Origin of the sequence: Marinomonas ostreistagni, assembly GCF_016461785.1 — a bacterium.
GTDB classification, from domain to species: Bacteria; Pseudomonadota; Gammaproteobacteria; order Pseudomonadales; family Marinomonadaceae; genus Marinomonas; species Marinomonas ostreistagni_A.
In genome coordinates, this window is the sequence record NZ_JAEMUH010000013.1 from 116,757 (window position 1) to 135,167 (window position 18,411).

Annotated in this window: 18 protein-coding genes; 14 read left to right on the top strand and 4 right to left on the bottom strand. The window is 44.2% G+C overall.

Annotation, left to right across the window (positions count from 1 at the left end):
- Window positions 1–103: 103 nt before the first annotated feature.
- The 3 genes from secA to mutT are packed head-to-tail and all read left to right on the top strand — an operon-like array spanning window position 104 to window position 4,419.
- Window positions 104–2,791: a preprotein translocase subunit SecA gene (gene secA / locus JHD44_RS14105; protein WP_199463412.1), complete on the top strand. Its 2,688-nt coding sequence runs from the start codon at window positions 104–106 to the stop codon at window positions 2,789–2,791.
- Window positions 2,792–2,818: 27 nt separating this feature from the next.
- Window positions 2,819–4,039 carry a bifunctional glutamate N-acetyltransferase/amino-acid acetyltransferase ArgJ gene (gene argJ / locus JHD44_RS14110; RefSeq protein WP_199463413.1) on the top strand — a complete coding sequence of 407 codons (1,221 nt, stop codon included), beginning with the start codon at window positions 2,819–2,821 and terminating at the stop codon, window positions 4,037–4,039.
- Entirely contained in the window at window positions 4,039–4,419 is a 381-nt protein-coding gene (gene mutT / locus JHD44_RS14115) for an 8-oxo-dGTP diphosphatase MutT (protein ID WP_199463414.1), read from the top strand. Before argJ ends, mutT begins: the two co-directional genes overlap by 1 nt.
- 46 nt (window positions 4,420–4,465) lie before the next feature.
- On the opposite strand, the gene JHD44_RS14120 is transcribed toward mutT, so the two are convergent.
- The gene (locus JHD44_RS14120) at window positions 4,466–5,263 is read right to left on the bottom strand and encodes a response regulator (RefSeq protein WP_199463415.1); all 798 of its coding nucleotides are present in this window, start codon (window positions 5,261–5,263) and stop codon (window positions 4,466–4,468) included.
- Between the two features lie 89 nt (window positions 5,264–5,352).
- On the opposite strand from JHD44_RS14120, the gene JHD44_RS14125 reads away from it, so the two are divergent.
- From JHD44_RS14125 to JHD44_RS14140, 4 genes are all read left to right on the top strand, one after another.
- Entirely contained in the window at window positions 5,353–5,631 is a 279-nt protein-coding gene (locus JHD44_RS14125; protein ID WP_199463443.1) for a peptidylprolyl isomerase, read from the top strand.
- An 18-nt stretch (window positions 5,632–5,649) separates the two neighbouring features.
- The gene (locus JHD44_RS14130) at window positions 5,650–6,072 is read left to right on the top strand and encodes a TIGR01244 family sulfur transferase (protein WP_199463416.1); all 423 of its coding nucleotides are present in this window, start codon (window positions 5,650–5,652) and stop codon (window positions 6,070–6,072) included.
- Between the two features lie 134 nt (window positions 6,073–6,206).
- Complete coding sequence (locus JHD44_RS14135; RefSeq protein WP_199463417.1) at window positions 6,207–6,818, top strand: helix-turn-helix domain-containing protein; 612 nt, start codon at window positions 6,207–6,209, stop codon at window positions 6,816–6,818.
- A 36-nt stretch (window positions 6,819–6,854) separates the two neighbouring features.
- The gene (locus JHD44_RS14140; RefSeq protein ID WP_199463418.1) at window positions 6,855–8,204 is read left to right on the top strand and encodes a class II 3-deoxy-7-phosphoheptulonate synthase; all 1,350 of its coding nucleotides are present in this window, start codon (window positions 6,855–6,857) and stop codon (window positions 8,202–8,204) included.
- An 89-nt stretch (window positions 8,205–8,293) separates the two neighbouring features.
- Here the strand turns inward: JHD44_RS14140 and JHD44_RS14145 are convergent, their stop codons facing one another.
- Together JHD44_RS14145 and JHD44_RS14150 are read right to left on the bottom strand one after the other, a co-directional pair.
- Window positions 8,294–9,100: a GIY-YIG nuclease family protein gene (locus JHD44_RS14145; protein WP_233402142.1), complete on the bottom strand. Its 807-nt coding sequence runs from the start codon at window positions 9,098–9,100 to the stop codon at window positions 8,294–8,296.
- 56 nt (window positions 9,101–9,156) lie between these two features.
- Window positions 9,157–9,783, bottom strand: coding sequence for an O-methyltransferase (locus JHD44_RS14150; RefSeq protein WP_199463419.1), 627 nt, complete (start codon window positions 9,781–9,783; stop codon window positions 9,157–9,159).
- Window positions 9,784–10,030: 247 nt separating this feature from the next.
- Here JHD44_RS14150 and thrS point away from each other — a divergent pair, with 247 nt between their 5' ends.
- From thrS to JHD44_RS14185, 7 genes are all read left to right on the top strand, one after another.
- Window positions 10,031–11,947 (top strand): threonine--tRNA ligase, encoded by a 1,917-nt coding sequence (thrS, locus tag JHD44_RS14155; RefSeq protein WP_199463420.1) that lies wholly within the window; start codon window positions 10,031–10,033, stop codon window positions 11,945–11,947.
- Window positions 11,948–11,976: 29 nt separating this feature from the next.
- Window positions 11,977–12,510: a translation initiation factor IF-3 gene (gene infC, locus JHD44_RS14160; protein ID WP_199463421.1), complete on the top strand. Its 534-nt coding sequence runs from the start codon at window positions 11,977–11,979 to the stop codon at window positions 12,508–12,510.
- A gap of 73 nt (window positions 12,511–12,583) precedes the next feature.
- Window positions 12,584–12,778 carry a 50S ribosomal protein L35 gene (rpmI, locus tag JHD44_RS14165; protein WP_055464289.1) on the top strand — a complete coding sequence of 65 codons (195 nt, stop codon included), beginning with the start codon at window positions 12,584–12,586 and terminating at the stop codon, window positions 12,776–12,778.
- A 40-nt stretch (window positions 12,779–12,818) separates the two neighbouring features.
- Window positions 12,819–13,175, top strand: coding sequence for a 50S ribosomal protein L20 (gene rplT, locus JHD44_RS14170; protein ID WP_133559386.1), 357 nt, complete (start codon window positions 12,819–12,821; stop codon window positions 13,173–13,175).
- A 110-nt stretch (window positions 13,176–13,285) separates the two neighbouring features.
- Entirely contained in the window at window positions 13,286–14,281 is a 996-nt protein-coding gene (gene pheS, locus JHD44_RS14175; protein WP_199463422.1) for a phenylalanine--tRNA ligase subunit alpha, read from the top strand.
- A 15-nt stretch (window positions 14,282–14,296) separates the two neighbouring features.
- A complete protein-coding gene (gene pheT, locus JHD44_RS14180) occupies window positions 14,297–16,681 on the top strand; it encodes a phenylalanine--tRNA ligase subunit beta (protein ID WP_199463423.1) in 2,385 nt (794 codons plus the stop codon).
- Between the two features lie 4 nt (window positions 16,682–16,685).
- The gene (locus JHD44_RS14185) at window positions 16,686–16,982 is read left to right on the top strand and encodes an integration host factor subunit alpha (RefSeq protein WP_199463424.1); all 297 of its coding nucleotides are present in this window, start codon (window positions 16,686–16,688) and stop codon (window positions 16,980–16,982) included.
- A gap of 82 nt (window positions 16,983–17,064) precedes the next feature.
- On the opposite strand, the gene JHD44_RS14190 is transcribed toward JHD44_RS14185, so the two are convergent.
- Window positions 17,065–18,387 carry a methyl-accepting chemotaxis protein gene (locus JHD44_RS14190; protein ID WP_199463425.1) on the bottom strand — a complete coding sequence of 441 codons (1,323 nt, stop codon included), beginning with the start codon at window positions 18,385–18,387 and terminating at the stop codon, window positions 17,065–17,067.
- Window positions 18,388–18,411: the final 24 nt, after the last annotated feature.

Below are 18,411 nucleotides of genomic sequence, written 5' to 3' on the forward strand. Positions count from 1 at the left end.
ACATATGTCTGGCTTTTTTCGTTATATGGGCTTGATAATTCATGTTTTGTAGCTATCTACCATGTTAGACTCTAAAACATATAAATTTTAAGTTGTGTATAAAATGTTCGGAACAGTCATTAAGAAAATTGTCGGTACAAAGAATGACCGAGAAGTAAAGCGCTATAAAAAAGTCGTCTCTCAAATCAACAAGTTAGAAGATTCTTATAAGCAATTGACTGACGATGATTTGATGGCAAAATCTGCCGAGTTTCGGGAGCGTCTGGCTAAGGGTGAGTCACTTGACTCTCTTTTGCCAGAAGCTTTTGCAACCGTTCGTGAGGCAAGTAGCCGAGTCATGGGGATGCGTCACTTCGACGTGCAAATGATTGGTGGTATGGTGCTTCATGAAGGTCGTATTGCTGAGATGCGCACAGGTGAAGGTAAAACACTTGTTGCGACGTTGGCTGTATACCTAAATGCTCTGACGGGTAAAGGTGTGCACGTTGTAACGGTAAACGATTATCTCGCTCGTCGTGATGCAAACTGGATGCGTCCTTTGTACGAATTTCTCGATATGAGTGTGGGTGTTGTTCATGCTGGTCAAGACCGTGAAGAAAAGCGTGCGGCTTATCAATCAGACATTACCTATGGTACGAACAACGAGTTCGGTTTTGATTATCTTCGTGACAATATGGTTTTCCGTATGGAGGATCGTATGCAGCGTGAATTGGCATTCGCTGTTGTCGATGAGGTTGACTCGATTCTAATTGATGAGGCTCGAACGCCGCTTATTATTTCTGGTGCTGTTGAAGACAGTTCAGAGCAATACCGAAAAATTAATACCCTAGCCCCATTGCTTGTAAAACAAGAGGAAGAGGGAGAGGAAGTTGGTCATTATACATTTGATGAGTCCCAGCGAAATGTTGAGCTGACCGAAAATGGCCACCAGTTTGTTGAAGCATGGCTTGTTGAGCAAGGCATGCTAGAAGAAGGCGATAGCCTTTATGCGGCAAGCAATTTACAGCTATTGCATCACGTATACGCTTGTTTGCGAGCTCATGTTGTCTTTAAGAAAAACATCGATTATGTCGTTCAAGGTGGTCAAGTAGTTATTGTTGATGAACACACTGGTCGAACAATGGCTGGTCGACGTTGGTCTGAAGGTATTCACCAGGCTGTTGAAGCTAAAGAAGGTGTTGATATTCAGGCGGAAAGTCAAACTCTTGCATCGACAACCTTTCAAAATTACTTCCGTTTGTATGAAAAACTGTCTGGCATGACGGGGACGGCAGATACCGAGGCATTTGAGTTTCAGCAAATTTATGCTTTGTCGGTTATCGTTATTCCAACCAATAACCCAGTTCAGCGTAAAGATTTTAACGATTTAATCTTTATGACAACGGAAGAAAAGTTCGAAGCGATTGTTAAGGACATTGAAGAAAATGTCCAAAATGGTCGTCCAGTACTGGTCGGTACCGCTTCGATTGAGTACTCGGAGTTGTTATCTGGCTTCTTAGAGAAAAAAGGCGTTAAGCATAACGTATTGAACGCAAAGCAGCATGATCGTGAAGCGGATATCGTGGCTGAAGCTGGTCGTCCAGGTGCGGTGACTATTGCTACTAACATGGCTGGCCGTGGTACGGACATTGTGTTGGGCGGAAACTTGCAAGTTGAGTTAGCTCAACTTGGTGATGAGGCGACTGAAGATCAAAAAGAGGCCCTCAAAGCAGATTGGCAAACTCGTCATGAGGCAGTTTTGGCTGCAGGTGGTCTGCACATTATTGGTACTGAGCGTCACGAGTCACGTCGTATTGATAATCAGCTTCGTGGACGAGCTGGTCGTCAAGGTGACGTCGGTTCCTCTCGCTTCTACTTATCTCTTGAAGATAATCTAATGCGCATTTTTATGTCTGACCGTATCAAGAAAATGATGCAGGCTTTAGGTATGGAAAAAGGTGAAGCAATCGAACATAAAATGGTATCGAATGCTATTGAGAAGGCTCAGCGCAAGGTAGAAGGTCGTAACTTTGACATTCGTAAGCAATTGCTTGAATACGACGATGTCGCTAATGATCAGCGTCAAGTGATCTATCGACAGCGCTACGACATGATGTCTTCGGATGATTTATCTGAAGCGATTCAATCTATGCGCGAAGAAGTTGTTTCTGGCTTAATCGATGAGTACATCCCGCCGCAAAGTATTTTTGATCAGTGGGATCTTGAAGGGCTAGAAGAGCGTATTCGCAATGAATTCGGTTTGGAGCTAGCGATTCAGCAATGGGTAGCAGAAGACAAGAAGCTTTATGAAGAGCCTTTGCGTGAAAAGATTCTGCAGGCTTTTGTGGATGATTATGCAGCTAAAGAGGCGGTTGCTGGAGCAGAAGGTCTTCGTAATTTTGAGAAGCAGGTTCTACTGCAGGTTCTCGACACGCTTTGGAAAGAGCACCTTCAAACAATGGACATGCTGCGACAAGGTATTCACCTTCGTGGGTATGCTCAGAAAAACCCTAAGCAAGAATACAAGCGCGAAGCGTTTGAGTTGTTCCAAGGGTTGCTTGAGCAAATTAAGTTTGAAGTGATTCAAGTTGTTACTCGTGTAAAAGTTCAGTCTGCTGAAGAAGCTGAAAAGATTGAAGCGGCTCGTCGTGAGCAGGCTGCTAAAACAACAGTAACCACTAATGTGTCTGATTCTACCGACGGTCAATCGTCTGCAAGTCAAGCGGGTGATGTGCCTAGAGTAGGTCGTAATGAGCCTTGTCCATGTGGATCAGGTAAGAAATACAAGCAATGTCACGGTAGTTTAGTTTAGTCATTTAGTTTAGAGCGAGAGGCCAATATGGCAGTTGGATTAGGTTCTTTTCCTGTGATCCCTTCGATTGAAGGTGTTCGTTTTGCAGCGATGGAAGCAGGTATAAAAAAAGCAAACAAAAAAGATGTTGTAGTCTTTGAGTTGGCCGAAGGCTCCGCGGTAGCGGGTGTTTTCACGCAGAATCAATTCTGTGCAGCTCCAGTTCGAGTTTGTCGCGAGCATCTCGCCAAGGCTAAGCCTCGCTATCTTGTGATTAATACTGGTAATGCAAATGCTGGTACGGGTAAATCAGGTATGCAAAATGCTTTGCATACCTGTGAGACGCTAGCGAATCTAACGGGAGTGGCTCTTGAGCAAGTGTTGCCTTTCTCAACGGGAGTGATTGGTGAGCCATTGCCGGTCTCTAAAATTACCAGTGTTTTACCAAATGCTCTGACTTCTCTTACTTCAGAAGGTTGGGAGAATGTAGGGCGCGGTATTATGACAACTGATACCTTGCCCAAAGGTGCTTTCCGTCAAATTGAGCTAGCGGGTGAAACTATCACCATTGGTGGTATTTCAAAAGGGGCTGGCATGATTCGCCCAAATATGGCGACTATGCTGGGCTTTGTTTTCACGGATGCTGCAGTAGACCCATTGGCATTGCAGGCATTATTGGCTCAAACCACTAATCAGAGCTTTAATAGAATTACCATCGATAGTGATACGTCTACAAATGACTCTTGTATTGCTGTTGCAACAGGAAAGGCTGCTAATCCTGAAATCACAGATTTTGTACATGGCGACGGAGCTAAGTTTGCTCAGGCTTTTCTTGAGGTGATGCAAGAGCTTGCTCATGCCATTGTTCGTGATGGAGAAGGGGCGACAAAGTTTGTCACAGTAGAAGTGAAAGGCGCAAAAGTTCAATCTGATGCCACGAAGACAGCATTTGAAATTGCGCATTCCCCACTCGTTAAAACAGCCTTATTTGCATCAGATCCAAACTGGGGTCGTATCTTGGCGGTTGTAGGTCGTGCGGGGGTGGAAAACCTAAATGTTGATACAGTATCTCTGTCAATTAATGGTTGTGAGATTGCTCGTGAGGGCGGTCGCTCTCCTGAATACAATGAAGAGGCAGGTCAGTTAGCAATGAATCCAGAAGAGATTCATATAGTCGTGGACCTTGGTGCAGGTGAGGCGTCAGACACGGTTTGGACGACTGATTTCTCACACGAATACGTAACGATTAATGCAGAGTACCGCACTTAATGGTGATACGAGTGGCAGCGGGCATTATCATGCGTGATGACCAAGTGTTTATTGCGCTACGCTCGCAAGATAAGCACCAAGGGGGCTGCTGGGAGTTTCCAGGTGGTAAAGTTGAAATGGGTGAAGAACCTGATACTGCTTTGGCTCGTGAATTGGCAGAGGAGTGTGGTATTGCTGTTCAGGAGTCAGCGCCTTTTAAACTGATTCGACATGATTACTCGGACAAGTCGGTAGAGTTGCACTTTTTTTTGGTGACAGGCTTTAGTGGTGAGCCACACGGTAAAGAGGGTCAAGAAGTTGCGTGGGTTCCACGTCAAGAGCTTGGGCGATATACTTTTCCTGAGGCTAATGTTCCGATTGTTCAGGCGATGCTGGCATAGCAATGTTTAGTAAATCAAAACGGCCTTTACGGCCGTTTTTTATTGTCTAGTCTAAAATTTTATGTAATAAAATTCTTAGAGTTTCGGGTTCAAATACTTTATCACAAATGGCGTCTACACCCTCTTGAGTGATGTTTGCTAGTTGAGGTTGATCTGCATTTGAGGCAACCATCAGAACAGGTATATGTGATAGATGTTCAGTCATTCGAATGGTGTGAGTGAATTCAATGCCGTCCATTTCAGGCATGTTGTAATCTGTGATGACTAAGTCATAAGCCTCATCATTCATTAATGTAATGGCATCGGATCCATTTGCAGCGACATCAATATTAGTAATCCCCATTTTCTCTAACACACGCGTAATATGCTTTTGAGCCAATCGGCTATCATCGACAATCAGTACTTGCATTTCGTGCGGGTCGATCAGCTCTAGATCGATTTCTTGCTCAATACTTAGATCAAGCGTTGCGTTAATCGCACGTTGAAGGTCTTTCATGGCGAAAGGTTTTGGTAGTATTGCTATGACGCCGGCTTGCCTCAATGTTTCGAGTTGAGCTCGATTTCGCTCACTGGAAACTAGCATAAAATGAATGTGCTCGGTATCTGGGTGCTTTTTCACCAGTGTAACTAGAGTCTCTGCTGTGCCGTCAGGTAAGTACATGGCGGAAACGATCAGGTCGGGTTCGTTTTCTTTAATTGAGTAAATGGCTGATTTGACTGAATCGGCAAAATACAAATGTCTTACACCCGTTTCTTCTAGTGCTTTCTGTATGATTTTCTGCTGTGTGGAAGACGGTTCTACCAAAAGAATCGAAAGCTCTTCCGATGATGGCATTAGCTCCATGTTATCCTCTTAAGTTAAACAAGTTATACTGTCGAATGTACCACAGCTTTTGCTGTGAATGTTTAAAATGAGTCATGAAAGAGGTCACTATGGCGACAGCGAGTGCATGCCATATTTTGGTAAAGACTAAGCAGGAAGCGGAAGAACTAAAAAATAAGTTAGATAAAGGGGCTGATTTTCATCAATTAGCAAAGAAATTCTCAACCTGTCCATCCGGTAAAAAGGGTGGGGATTTAGGAGAGTTTCGGAAAGGGGATATGGTGGGGCCGTTTGATAAAGCGGTGTTTACCGGTCCTTTGCTAAAAATTCAGGGTCCTGTGAAAACCAAATTTGGTTTTCACCTCATTAAAGTGCTTTATCGTTCATAAATTAAGGGTCGTATAGTTATGAAAATCACAGAATTGTCACCTCAATACTCTGTTTCGCCTCAAATTGTTTTGCCGGATGTCGCTGAATTAAAGCGTTTGGGTTTTGATGTAGTGGTTAATAACCGTCCTGATGGGGAGTCTGATGATCAGCCATCGAGTGATCAGGTCAAGCGAGAGGTTGAGGAAGCAGGTCTGCGATATGTTTATAATCCGATAAATTTAAATAACCTCTCGGTGGCTGAAGTATCGACTCAAAATGAGTTGATTCAGTCAAGCGATAAAGTGTTTGCTTATTGTCGTACTGGTACTCGATCATCAGTACTATGGGTTCTTGCACTACATAATGACAATGTTAGCTTCGATAACCTATTTACAAAGGTGCTTGAAAAAGGCTTTGATTTAAATCGTTGTTTGCCGGCCATGCAGCCACTTAAAAAGTGATATTGCTTTATCTTTTTACAAAAGCTCGTTCAGCGGGCTTTTTTTGTGCTTTAGAGTCATAAGAGGGTCGAATATCATATAGGTCAATAGAGTTTATTTTAGTAAACTTGTGAAGCGTAAAGGAGAAAACACTGATGGTAAGTAGACCTTCATTAGAAACTGCAACCGCTTCTGATCCAGATCATTTCGTTGAGCCGCTTGAACTTGGTAAGCGTGTCAAAGAGATTCGTCTGACAAAAGGTTGGACATTAGAGGAAGTAAGTAAGCGAACAGGTATCGCGCGCTCTACCTTATCAAAAATTGAAAATGATCAAGTTTCACCTAGTTTTGCCATTGTACAAAAGCTAATTGGTGGTCTTGGTATGGACCTGCCTCAGTTATTTGTCGAAGCTCAAGAGCACTCGATGGCGGGGCGCAGAGATATTACACGCTCAGGTGAGGGGGAGCCGCATCCTACGGCTACCTATGAGCATGAATTGCTAAGCTATTCTATAAGTCGAAAGAAAATGGTGCCTTTTAAAACCATTGTTAGAGCTCGTAATTTTTCAGAGTTCAAGGAATGGGTGCGCCATGACGGAGAAGAATTTCTCTTGGTTTTATCGGGCAGCGTGGTATTTTATTCAGAGTTCTATGAGCCAGTAGAACTGAATGAAGGGGACAGTGTGTATTACGATGCGACAATGGGTCATATTGTTGTGTCTTTGTCTCCTGAAGATGCGCAGATTTTGTGGGTTGTTGCCCGCTAACTGTAGTAAGAAAGATAAATACAATAAGAGGTATAAATGCCTAATTCATGGGACGTACAGAGCTGGCGTCAGAAAACGGCTTTGCAACAACCGGAGTACCCTAATGCCGAAGCATTATTGGGAGTTGAGCAAACATTGTCTGCGATGCCACCATTGGTATTTGCTGGAGAGGCGCGTCAATTGCGTGCAGATCTTGCCCTGGTAGCACAAGGTAAAGCCTTTTTGCTTCAAGGTGGCGACTGTGCTGAAAGCTTTGCGGAGTTTGCGGCGAATAACATTCGCGATACCTTTAAAGTGTTGCTGCAAATGGCAGTTGTGATGACCTATGCAGGTAAGTGTCCGGTTGTAAAAGTTGGGCGGATGGCTGGTCAGTTTGCCAAACCAAGATCTTCTGGTTCCGAGACTGTGAATGGGGTGGAGTTGCCGAGTTATCGTGGTGATATTATTAATGGCATCGAGTTTGATGAGTCTGCTCGCATCCCGGATCCTGAGCGTTTGGTGAAAGTGTATAACCAAAGTGCTGCGACCATGAACTTGCTGCGTGCTTTTTCCCAAGGTGGTTTTGCGGACTTGCATCAAGTACACCAATGGAACTTAGATTTTATTAGTTCGAGCCCTGCGGGTGAGCGTTATAAAGCGATTGCGGATAAGATTGATGACGCACTTCAATTCATGGAAGCATGTGGGCTCGGTGCAGGGACTTCTCAATTCAGAGAGACTTCTTTCTATACCTCTCATGAGGCATTGTTGTTGCCATACGAGCAGGCGCTGACTCGCCAGGACAGTTTGACCGGTAAGTGGTACGACTGCTCTGCACACATGCTATGGATTGGCGATCGAACGCGTCAGATTGATGGGGCGCATGTGGAGTTCCTGCGTGGTGTCCATAACCCAATTGGTGTTAAAGCTGGTCCATCAATGGACCCTGAGGATCTAATCCGTCTTTGCGACATTTTGAACCCAAATAATGAAGAAGGGCGCTTAAACGTCATTGTTCGTATGGGGGCTGATAAAGTTGCTGATGGTATGCCAAACCTAATTCGTGCTATTGAGCGCGAAGGTAAAAAAGTGGTGTGGAGCAGTGATCCGATGCATGGTAATACTGTCAAGGCGAGTACAGGGTATAAGACTCGTAAAGTTGACGATGTGTTACGTGAAGTGCAGCAGTTTTTCGAGGTGCATAAAGCTGAAGGAACCTATCCAGGTGGCGTGCATTTTGAGATGACTGGACAAAATGTTACGGAGTGTGTGGGTGGCGCTTTCCAGGTGACCGAAGCGGATCTGGCTAATCGTTATCACACTCATTGTGATCCGCGTTTAAATGCAGATCAGTCTTTAGAGTTAGCGTTTATGATTTCTGAGACGCTTAAAAAAGCGCGTGCATAGTTAGATATTTAGTTTATAAAAAAGCCCCCTTGGTGACTGAGTTACCGAGGGGGCTTTTTAGTTTGATTGCTACTTAAGGCGGTTCAGTCTTAGCCTTTGCGGCGACGGAAAGCTGAGTTTGCAGACTTGGCTGTCACATCGAGCTTGGCCATAATCATTGCCATCTCATCAGCTTGTTCTGCTTGTTGTTTGCGAAGTTGCTCAGCACGTTCTGCTTTTGCTTGTTTTTCTGCCTCGCGCAGCATTTTTTGAATGTTGCTAGCGCTGCGTGTTGTCGGTTTTTTGGCGCTGGCTGCAGAGCTTGCGCTACGTTTAATGGTTGATGGCTTTGTTGGGTCTTCGACCTGTCCAGTTGCAGGTGTATCTAGACGATCTTCACCAATTAACTCACCAAAAAAAGAGGCCACTGTAGGTTTTGGTGCATCTTTCTTCGGAAGTTCAACTTTCGGCATCTCTGTGGATTTCTTGGTAGCTGCTGCTTTGCGTGTGGTAGGTTTTTTTACCGGTTCAGCAGTTGAGTTACCATTGGTGTCGAACATGGCTTTTTTGCCGAAATCAAAAGTCTTTGCTTTTGATGTTGTTTGACCAATTTTATAGCCACGAAGACTTTCAGCGTTATAAATAACGATGTAGTCTTGCTCTAGTTCGTAAAGCTCTTCTTTGTCGCTTGTTTCAAATAGTTCTTCCACTGAAAAGGCGTCTGCACCATGAGTGCGGATGTCCTCGTACAGTGGGTAGTCTAAATTTTCACTTGAAGCTTCAACATACTGTTCAAAGCGTTGGAAGCCACTATTGAAGGATGTACCAACATAGTGTTTTCCAGTGACATTATTTGTGATTTTAAAAACAACCAAAATCCCTGCCTCTTGAATTCTTACAGTCAAATGCAAAAGCATACCCAACCTCGCCTATAAGAGACGTTGTCTGGGCGCTTGCAATAAATTAATGGGTTCTAAAGTTTGAAAACGAGATTTAAACCGTCTCGTACGTGGAGGTGAACATTTTCCACTCTCGGGTCTTTAGCGATACGTTGGTTCATTGCATCCACTGCAATATCGCTATTCTCTACAGGAGAGAGTACACGTCCTTGCCAGATAGAGTTGTCGATTATGATAAGGCCACCAGATCGAACTAGTGGTACGACAGCTTCATAGTAGTTCAGATAATTGCGTTTATCGGCATCAATAAAAACAAAATCTAAGGGGCCTTTAAGCGTTTGGATGGTTTCCAGAGCTGGGCCAAATACAGGAGTGATCTTGCTGCCATTAGGGCTGCGATCAAAAAACTTTTGTGCAAACTCAATTGCACGGGGGTTGGTTTCACAACAAATTAATTGGCCGTCATCAGGCATGCCTTCAGCAATTGAAAGAGCGGAATAGCCTGTAAACATACCAATCTCTAGAGCCATTTTAGGTTGGTGAATCTTTGCAAGCATCTTAAGTGTGCGACCAATGGTGCGACCCGATAATTTGTTCGGGTAGCCCATGTCAGTATAAGTTTTTTCAACTAATTCTAACAAAAGGTCGGGCTCTGGTTGAGTTGTCTCAACGCAGTACTTGTCAATTGCTTCGTAATCCATAGGGCCTAAAAATTGTCTGGTGCGGTTGTTGTGAAACGTGCGCCATTTTACTCGCCTGTGGCGGAATGTCTACGTCTGAAAAGCACAAAAAAAGGTTGATTTTTGTATTTAAGATTGTGTGTATAGGTTTAACTGTGAATGTCGCTCTACAAGGTCGCAAAATTAATCCATTAATGTTAGGTTAATGCGCTTAAATTTACATGTGCTCTTACGTATGGAGCACCACTGACTCCGATAGGGGAAACAAATGCCAGTAATTACTTTACCAGATGGTAGCCAGCGTTCATTTTCTGAACCCGTTACATTAATGCAAGTAGCAGAGGACATTGGTCCTGGTTTAGCGAAAGCCACCGTTGCAGGTAAAATCAATGGACAATTGGTTGATGCTTGTGAATTGATCACCGAAGACTCAGATGTGAGCTTGGTAACGGGACGTGATGAAGAAGGTCTTGAGATCATTCGCCACTCATTTGCCCACCTGGTAGGCCACGCTGTTAAACAATTATTTCCAACGGCTAAAATGGCGATTGGCCCAGTAATTGATGAAGGCTTCTATTACGATATTGCTTACGAGCGACCATTCACGCCTGATGATATGGCGGCGATTGAAAAACGTATTGGTGAGCTTATCAAAAAAGATTATGACGTTATCAAAAAGATGACGCCAATTGATCAGGCCCGTGCTCAATTTGTGGAGCGTGGCGAAGATTACAAAGTTCAGCTGATTGATGATATGGACGAGTCTGTTAAAGAAGTAGGCTTGTACCATCATGAAGAATATATGGACATGTGTCGTGGGCCGCACGTTGCTAATACACGTGTGCTGCGTCACTTTAAATTAATGAAATTAGCTGGTGCATATTGGCGCGGTGATTCAAATAACGAGCAGCTCCAGCGTATTTACGGTACTGCTTGGTCAGATAAGAAAGATCTAAAAGCTTATCTTACTCGTATTGAAGAAGCTGAAAAACGCGATCACCGTAAGCTGGGCAAAAAGCTGGATTTATTCCATGTTCAAGAAGAAGCACCAGGCATGGTGTTCTGGCACCCTAAAGGCTGGAAACTGTATCAAACAGTTGAGCAGTATATGCGCCAGAAACAACTTGATAACGGTTACCAAGAGGTAAAAACACCTCAAATAGTTGACCGTGTGTTGTGGGAAAAATCTGGTCACTGGGGTAAGTATCATGAAAATATGTTTACTACTCATTCAGAGAACCGCGACTACGCTGTGAAGCCTATGAACTGTCCTTGTCACATTCAAGTGTACAACCAAGGGCTTAAGAGTTACCGTGACCTTCCTTTCCGTATGGCGGAATTCGGGTCATGTCACCGTAACGAACCATCGGGTGCTCTACACGGTATTATGCGTGTACGTAACTTCGTTCAAGATGATGGTCATATCTTTGTTACTGAAGATCAAATTCAGGCAGAGGTTTCTGAGTTCATCGGCTTGCTTCATGAAGTGTACGCAGATTTTGGTTTCGATCAGATTATTTATCGTCTATCAACTCGTCCTGAGCAGCGTGTAGGTTCTGATGAGGTGTGGGATAAGGCAGAGAAGGCTTTGTCTGATGCACTAGATTCAGCTCAGCTAGATTGGGAAGAGTTGCCAGGTGAAGGTGCCTTCTACGGGCCTAAGATTGAATTCTCTTTGAAAGATGCCATCGGCCGTGTTTGGCAGTGTGGTACAATTCAAGTTGATTTCTCGATGCCAACGCGTCTAGGGGCTCAATATGTATCGGAAGACGGCTCGCGTCAGACTCCTGTCATGTTGCACCGTGCGATCGTTGGTTCACTTGAGCGTTTCATCGGTATTTTGATCGAAGAAACAGAGGGTGCTTTCCCAGTTTGGCTCGCGCCTGAACAAGTTGTTGTGATGAATATCACGGATCGACAAGCAGAATATTGTGCGAATTTAGAGAAAACTTTAAATTCTAAGGGCTTCAGAGCAAAACTTGACTTGAGAAACGAGAAGATCGGGTTTAAAATCCGCGAGCATACTTTACAACGAGTACCTTATTTGATCGTTGTCGGTGACAAAGAAGTTGAGAATCAGCAAGTTGCTGTTCGTACTCGTACCGGTGATGATCTGGGTGTGATGAGTATTCAAGAATTTGAAGAGTTGCTTCAAAATGATGTCTCACGCCGTAGTCGTAAATAACAAATGGAGATAGAGCTATAAAAGGTAATATGAATCGTGGACGTGCTGCCGCTAAGCAGCGTCCTCAAATCAACGAAAACATTCGAGCTACCGAAGTGCGCCTAATCGGTGCTGAAGGTGATCAAATTGGTGTTGTTTCGATTGAAGAAGCACTGGCCGCTGCTGAAGAAGCAGGACTAGATCTAGTGCAGATTGCTGATTCAGATCCGATTGTTTGCAAAATCATGGACTACGGTAAGCACATCTTCGAGCAGAAGAAAGCTAAAGCTGCTCAGAAGAAGAATGCGAAGCAAATCCAAGTTAAAGAAATGAAATTCCGTCCAGGGACGGAGGAAGGGGATTATCAGGTAAAACTCCGCAACCTGATACGTTTCCTTGAAGGAGGGGATAAGGCTAAGGTTTCTTTACGTTACCGCGGTCGTGAAATGGCCCATCAGGAGCTTGGCATGCAACTTATGAACCGAGTCGCACAAGACTTGGAAGAACATGGAGTTGTAGAGCAGGCTGCGAAAATGGAAGGTCGTCAATTGACTATGGTGCTGGCCCCTAAAAAGAAGAAGTAATAAAGGTGGCTAAGTCTTGAGCTTAGCCCTTGTTATTACATTTAACATTAACGAATGCGAGAGTGGTTTTACCATGCCAAAAATTAAATCTAATAGTAGTGCTCTTAAGCGCTTCAAACGTACCGCTAACGGTTTTAAACATAAGCAGTCTTTCACTAGTCACATCCTGACTAAAAAGTCTACTAAGCGTAAGCGTCAACTTCGTTCAATGCAGCAAGTTAAATCTTGCGATAAGCCATTGATCGTTCGCATGCTTCCATACGCTTAATCGATATTTTCAGTCAACAACTAGTTAAAGGGTTTATATTATGCCTCGCGTAAAACGTGGTGTTCAGGCTCGTCGCCGTCACAAAAAGATTTTAAAGCAAGCTAAAGGTTACTACGGTGCTCGTAGCCGTGTATTTCGTGTAGCGAAACAAGCGGTTATCAAAGCAGGTCAATACGCTTACCGTGACCGTCGTCAACGTAAACGTCAATTCCGTGCTCTATGGATTGCTCGTATCAACGCGGCGTCTCGTCTAAACGGTCTATCTTACAGCCGCTTCATTGCTGGTCTTAAGAAAGCTTCTATTGAAATCGACCGTAAAGTATTGGCTGACTTGGCAGTTTACGAAAAAGAAGTTTTTGCTGCGATCGTTGAAAAAGCGAAAGCAAGCTTGGCTTAATTGAGACGTAGTGCCTAGGGTGAACATACATCTGATGTGTTGTCACTCAAGCAGTCTTTGATAGGGGAAGAGCCAACGCTCTTCCCCTATTTTATTTTTTGGAGTATGAAATGGAGAACCTAAACCAGATTCTTGCTGACGCCTTAGCTGCGGTAGCTGCATCTGATAACGAGGCCGGTCTTGACGAGGTGCGTGTTCAGTACCTAGGTAAGAAAGGTGCTCTTACATCGCTTCTAAAGCAACTAGGTAATGTTGCGCCGGAAGATCGACCTAAGTTCGGTCAATTGGTAAACGAAGCAAAACAGCAAGTTCAAGAGAAAATGAACGAGCGTAAGACTGCTCTAGCAGCTGCCGCATTGAACGCAAAACTTGCCACTGAAACAATCGATATTTCTTTGTCTGGTAAAGGTCAAGAAATCGGTGGTTTACACCCAGTTACTCGTACCATGGAGCGAATTGAAAACTTCTTCCGTGGTATTGGTTTTGATGTTGCCTCTGGCCCTGAAATCGAAGATGACTATCATAACTTCGAAGCGCTGAACATTCCTGCGCATCACCCAGCACGTGCGATGCAAGACACATTCTACTTTAATCCGAACACGGTTCTTCGTACTCACACATCTCCTGTGCAAGTTCGTACGATGGAAAACAATCAACCACCGATTCGAATTATCTGCCCAGGTCGCGTTTACCGTAGCGACTCTGATCAAACCCATACACCGATGTTCCACCAAGTGGAAGGTCTACTGATTGATGAAAATATTTCTTTCGCTGACCTGAAGGGTATTTTACAGCAGTTCCTAAACGTATTCTTCGAAGATGATCTAAAAGTACGTTTCCGTCCTAGTTACTTCCCATTCACAGAGCCTTCTATCGAAGTCGATATCATGCGTACTAACAGTAAAGGCGAAGAGTCTTGGTTGGAAGTATTAGGCTGTGGCATGGTGCATCCAAAAGTATTGGAAATGTCTGGTATTGACCCTGAGAAGTACACTGGTTTTGCCTTTGGTATGGGGGTCGAACGTTTCGCGATGTTGCGTTACAAAGTGGACGACCTACGTATGTTCTTTGAAAACGATCTTCGTTTCCTAACGCAATTCAAGTAAGGACCAAGGCTAACTATGAAATTCAGTGAAAATTGGCTAAGAGAGTGGGTCAATCCAAACGTCACGACAGATGAGCTAGTGGCTCAAGTGACATTGGCTGGTCTAGAAGTGGACGAAGTTGAAGCTGCGGCTGGAGTATTTACTGGTGTTGTCGTTGGTGAAATCCTAGCGGCAGAACAACACCCGAATGCTGACAAACTGCAAGTGTGTACCGTTTCTGATGGTACTGAGCAGTTCCAAGTAGTGTGTGGTGCGCCAAATGCTCGTCCAGGTATTAAGATTCCGTTTGCGAAAATCGGCGCGGTGCTTGGTGGCGATTTCAAAATTAAAAAAGCGAAATTACGTCAAGTTGAGTCGTTTGGTATGCTGTGCTCAGCTTCTGAGCTTGAAATTAGCGATGATAACGATGGCATTATGGAGCTTGCTGCAGACGCGCCAGTCGGTGCAGACATCCGTGAATACCTAAACTTAAATGACAGCATCATTGACGTTGATCTAACGCCAAACCGTGCTGACTGCTTAAGCATTGCAGGTCTTGCTCGTGAAGTGGGTGTTATCAATAAGGTCGATCTAACGCCTGTTACGATTACGGAACAAACTGTTTCCATCGACGATAGCTTCCCAATCCGAGTTGATGCAACAGAAGGCTGTCCACGTTACCTTGGTCGTGTGATCAAAGGTGTCAATGTTAAAGCAGAAACGCCGCTTTGGATGGTTGAAAAGTTACGTCGTAGCGGTATCCGCTCTATTGACCCGATTGTAGACATTACAAACTACGTAATGATTGAACTTGGTCAGCCAATGCACGCTTTTGATTTGAATAACCTTTCTGGCTCTATCGTTGTACGTATGGCTGAAGAAGGTGAAAAGCTATTGCTACTGGACGGTCAAGAAATCGCGCTACGCGCTGATACTATGGTGATTGCGGATGAGCAAAAACCATTGGCGATGGCGGGTATCATGGGTGGTGAGCACTCTGGTGTGAACGATCAAACGCAAACCATTTTCTTAGAAAGTGCTTTCTTTGCTCCACTAGCTCTAGCGGGTAAAGCGCGTTCGTACGGTTTGCATACCGATTCCTCTCACCGCTTTGAGCGTGGTGTAGATGCGACCCTAGCGCCAAAAGCAATCGAGCGTGCAACCCAACTAATCCTTGAGATTGCAGGCGGTGAAGTGGGTCCTGTCAACGAAGTTGTGACAGAAGCCAACTTGCCGAAAGCGAACCAAGTGACATTGCGTCGTAAGAAGCTTGATCAGTACCTAGCGACCTCTCTAGATAAAGATCTAGTGACGGATATCCTAACGCGCCTTGATCTTGAAATGGTTGAGGTTACGGATGAGCAGTGGGTAACGGTTGCACCGTCACATCGCTTTGATATCGAAATCGAAGCTGACTTGATTGAAGAAGTGGCTCGTATCTACGGGTATGACAACCTTCCTTCGTCTATGCCTACGGCTGCTGTGAACTTTACGCCAGCGTCTGAAAGCAAAACACCGATCCAATCGCTACGCGCAACATTGGTTTCTCAAGGTTACCAAGAAGCTGTGACTTACAGCTTTATTGATCCAGTGATGAGCAAGCAGTTCTTCCCTGCGATTGATCCTGTGCCGTTGGAAAACCCTATCTCTGGTGATATGGGTGTGATGCGTCCAAGCTTGCTTCCTGGTCTTGTGAAGGTTTACCTTCATAACCAAAACCGTCAGCAGTCTCGCGTTCGTATTTTCGAAACGGGTAGTCGCTTCGTAGGGGATGTGAACAAGTTAGATGAACTGGATCAGAAGCATCAAGTAGCCGGTCTAATTGCAGGTTCTCGTTACCCTGAAGGGTGGTATCACAACAACGAAAAAGTCGATTTCTACGACCTTAAAGCGCACGTTGAAGCTCTGTTTGCACTAAACCAAGGTCCTAAGCCTGAGTTTGAGCGTGCCGATGAAGAATATCTTCACCCAGGTCGTTCAGCATATGTGTTAGTGAATGGCGAACGCGTTGGTGTGATTGGTGAACTTCACCCGCAATTAGCGAAGCAGCTGGGTACAAACCAAGCGGTTTATGTGTTTGAAGTTGATTTGAATACTGTGCTGGGTGCGAAGCTTCCTGAGTACCAACGTGTATCAAAATTCCCTGAAGTACGCCGTGACCTTGCATTACTTGTTGACCGTGCAACACCGGTTAATGAACTTGAAAAAGTCATTGCTGATAACGCTGGTGAAGCGTTCCAAAAAGTCGCTGTTTTCGACGTTTATCAAGGCCAAGGCATTGATGAATCTAAAAAAAGTGTCGCTTTGGGCTTGACGTGGCAGCATCCTTCACACACTCTTAGTGATGAAGAAGTGAACAGCGCGGTGGAATCTGTCACTGCAGCATTGGCTGAGAAACTCGGAGCAGTTATTCGGGGGTAATGATATGGCGTCCTTGACGAAAGCAGATATTGCAGAAAACTTAGTAGACTCACTTGATCTAAGTAAGAAAGATGCTAAAGATCTTGTTGAGAGTTTTTTTGATACCGTTAGAGAAACCTTGGTTGAAAGAGAGCAAGTAAAACTGTCTGGCTTCGGCAACTTTGAAGTGCGAGAAAAGAGCCAACGTCCAGGGCGTAACCCGAAAACAGGTGAGGAAATTCCTATTACGGCTCGAACCGTAGTGACTTTTAAGCCAGGTCAGAAACTAAAGTCCAAGGTTGAAAGTTATATGGAAGAGTAATCTTTCTTTCTGACACCAAAAAACCGCTTTAGGCATCGTCTAAAGCGGTTTTTTTGCTCTTGATGTAACTGGGACGGTTTTGTTAGAAGAGTTCTATATTTGAGCTGCCAGCTTTTGATTCGGTAAAGACGCTTGTCGTTTCATGCTCTGCACCCGACCCATCTATTGCCGCTTGATGCCGTTTACGTTGATCTTCCATTTTATATTCCTTGTGCAGTAACTCTAAATCTAGTGGCTCTAATTTGCGAAGTTCAATCTTGTCTAAGGCAGATTCGTCTAGTGCCGAAAAATAATCATCGATGGTTTTGTGCGCTGCTATGACCTGCTCCAAGCGCTGTCTGGTGATGTCTTGAAACTGTGCCCCTGCAAAGATCTCGGCGATGGTGTTAATCAAATTAGAAGAAGTAATGTCCACTTTAGTTCTGACAGATTCTTGTAACTCACTTAGATGCTCTAGCTCTTTGATCGCCTCCAAAAAAGCATCTGCAAATTCATGTAATGAGTCATGAGTGTCTCCACCTGAGTTCTGACTAAAAAAGCCTTTTAAACTCTCATGTACTTTGTCAATAACACCGCTAATCTCACCATCAATTCTTGTAGCAACTTCTAAAGATTGGTTAGATAAAGAGCGTACTTCATTAGCGACCACCGCAAACCCCCTGCCAGCATCCCCAGCTCGAGCAGCTTCTATTGCTGCGTTCAGTGCTAAAAGGTTTGTTTGCTCTGCAATATTTTTTACAAGGTCGGTTAGCTCTGACAACTTATCTAATTGCCCCAGTGCATTTTTTACTGATTCTGCACGTTCTTGGTTGGCCGAGACCTGCGATCTGAGGAATTCGCTTAATTCATTTGCGCTTGTTCGGTTTTCAGCAAGCTTCTCGCGATAGATGTCTGTCGTTCTAGAAGTGCTAGATACTGCCTCAAAGATGTCATTAAGTGCTTGAGTAGCCTCATCTTCTGCTGTTCTAATTTTGGTCATTAAATTGATAGCGGCATCATCAGTCAATTCAATAATGCCAGTAAGCTGCTGATCAAGAATTTTATTACATTGTTTAACCGTTATATTGGATTCTTTGTAGCGGCTGATGCTGTCAAGCATATGCTCTTGATCTAACAAGTCTGACTCCATCAAGTGCATACAACCAAGGTCCACAAAAGCTATCTTGATTTTCTGTTTATTTAAGTAGTATTTGTAGCTGATTGCACACACATAAGCGGATATTATTGCAGCGATCAAAAGTGCTAACTCTTCCAGCAAAAACGTTATTTTCCATGGGCTAAACTCTATTGCAGCTTCTATTAATATTGTCAGAACAACGGTAAAAAAAGCGGTAGCAGTAGTGAGTTTAATAACCTCTTTTTTTGATGAACGCTGGTCAGCATTGTTAGGCTTCACATCAGACATGAAGACCCCCTTATAAAGAGTTTC

Bases quoted from the DNA above. Each gene is read 5' to 3' on its own strand.
- JHD44_RS14140 (WP_199463418.1), top strand. From the start codon at position 6,855: ATGCCTAATTCATGGGACGTACAGAGCTGGCGTCAGAAAACGGCTTTG.
- JHD44_RS14135 (WP_199463417.1), top strand. From the start codon at position 6,207: ATGGTAAGTAGACCTTCATTAGAAACTGCAACCGCTTCTGATCCAGAT.
- JHD44_RS14150 (WP_199463419.1), bottom strand. From the start codon at position 9,783: ATGGATTACGAAGCAATTGACAAGTACTGCGTTGAGACAACTCAACCA.
- JHD44_RS14120 (WP_199463415.1), bottom strand. From the start codon at position 5,263: ATGGAGCTAATGCCATCATCGGAAGAGCTTTCGATTCTTTTGGTAGAA.
- JHD44_RS14185 (WP_199463424.1), top strand. From the start codon at position 16,686: ATGGCGTCCTTGACGAAAGCAGATATTGCAGAAAACTTAGTAGACTCA.
- pheS (WP_199463422.1), top strand. From the start codon at position 13,286: ATGGAGAACCTAAACCAGATTCTTGCTGACGCCTTAGCTGCGGTAGCT.
- JHD44_RS14125 (WP_199463443.1), top strand. From the start codon at position 5,353: ATGGCGACAGCGAGTGCATGCCATATTTTGGTAAAGACTAAGCAGGAA.
- JHD44_RS14190 (WP_199463425.1), bottom strand. From the start codon at position 18,387: ATGTCTGATGTGAAGCCTAACAATGCTGACCAGCGTTCATCAAAAAAA.
- JHD44_RS14130 (WP_199463416.1), top strand. From the start codon at position 5,650: ATGAAAATCACAGAATTGTCACCTCAATACTCTGTTTCGCCTCAAATT.
- pheT (WP_199463423.1), top strand. From the start codon at position 14,297: ATGAAATTCAGTGAAAATTGGCTAAGAGAGTGGGTCAATCCAAACGTC.
- mutT (WP_199463414.1), top strand. From the start codon at position 4,039: ATGGTGATACGAGTGGCAGCGGGCATTATCATGCGTGATGACCAAGTG.
- thrS (WP_199463420.1), top strand. From the start codon at position 10,031: ATGCCAGTAATTACTTTACCAGATGGTAGCCAGCGTTCATTTTCTGAA.
- argJ (WP_199463413.1), top strand. From the start codon at position 2,819: ATGGCAGTTGGATTAGGTTCTTTTCCTGTGATCCCTTCGATTGAAGGT.
- secA (WP_199463412.1), top strand. From the start codon at position 104: ATGTTCGGAACAGTCATTAAGAAAATTGTCGGTACAAAGAATGACCGA.
- rpmI (WP_055464289.1), top strand. From the start codon at position 12,584: ATGCCAAAAATTAAATCTAATAGTAGTGCTCTTAAGCGCTTCAAACGT.
- JHD44_RS14145 (WP_233402142.1), bottom strand. From the start codon at position 9,100: ATGCTTTTGCATTTGACTGTAAGAATTCAAGAGGCAGGGATTTTGGTT.
- rplT (WP_133559386.1), top strand. From the start codon at position 12,819: ATGCCTCGCGTAAAACGTGGTGTTCAGGCTCGTCGCCGTCACAAAAAG.
- infC (WP_199463421.1), top strand. From the start codon at position 11,977: ATGAATCGTGGACGTGCTGCCGCTAAGCAGCGTCCTCAAATCAACGAA.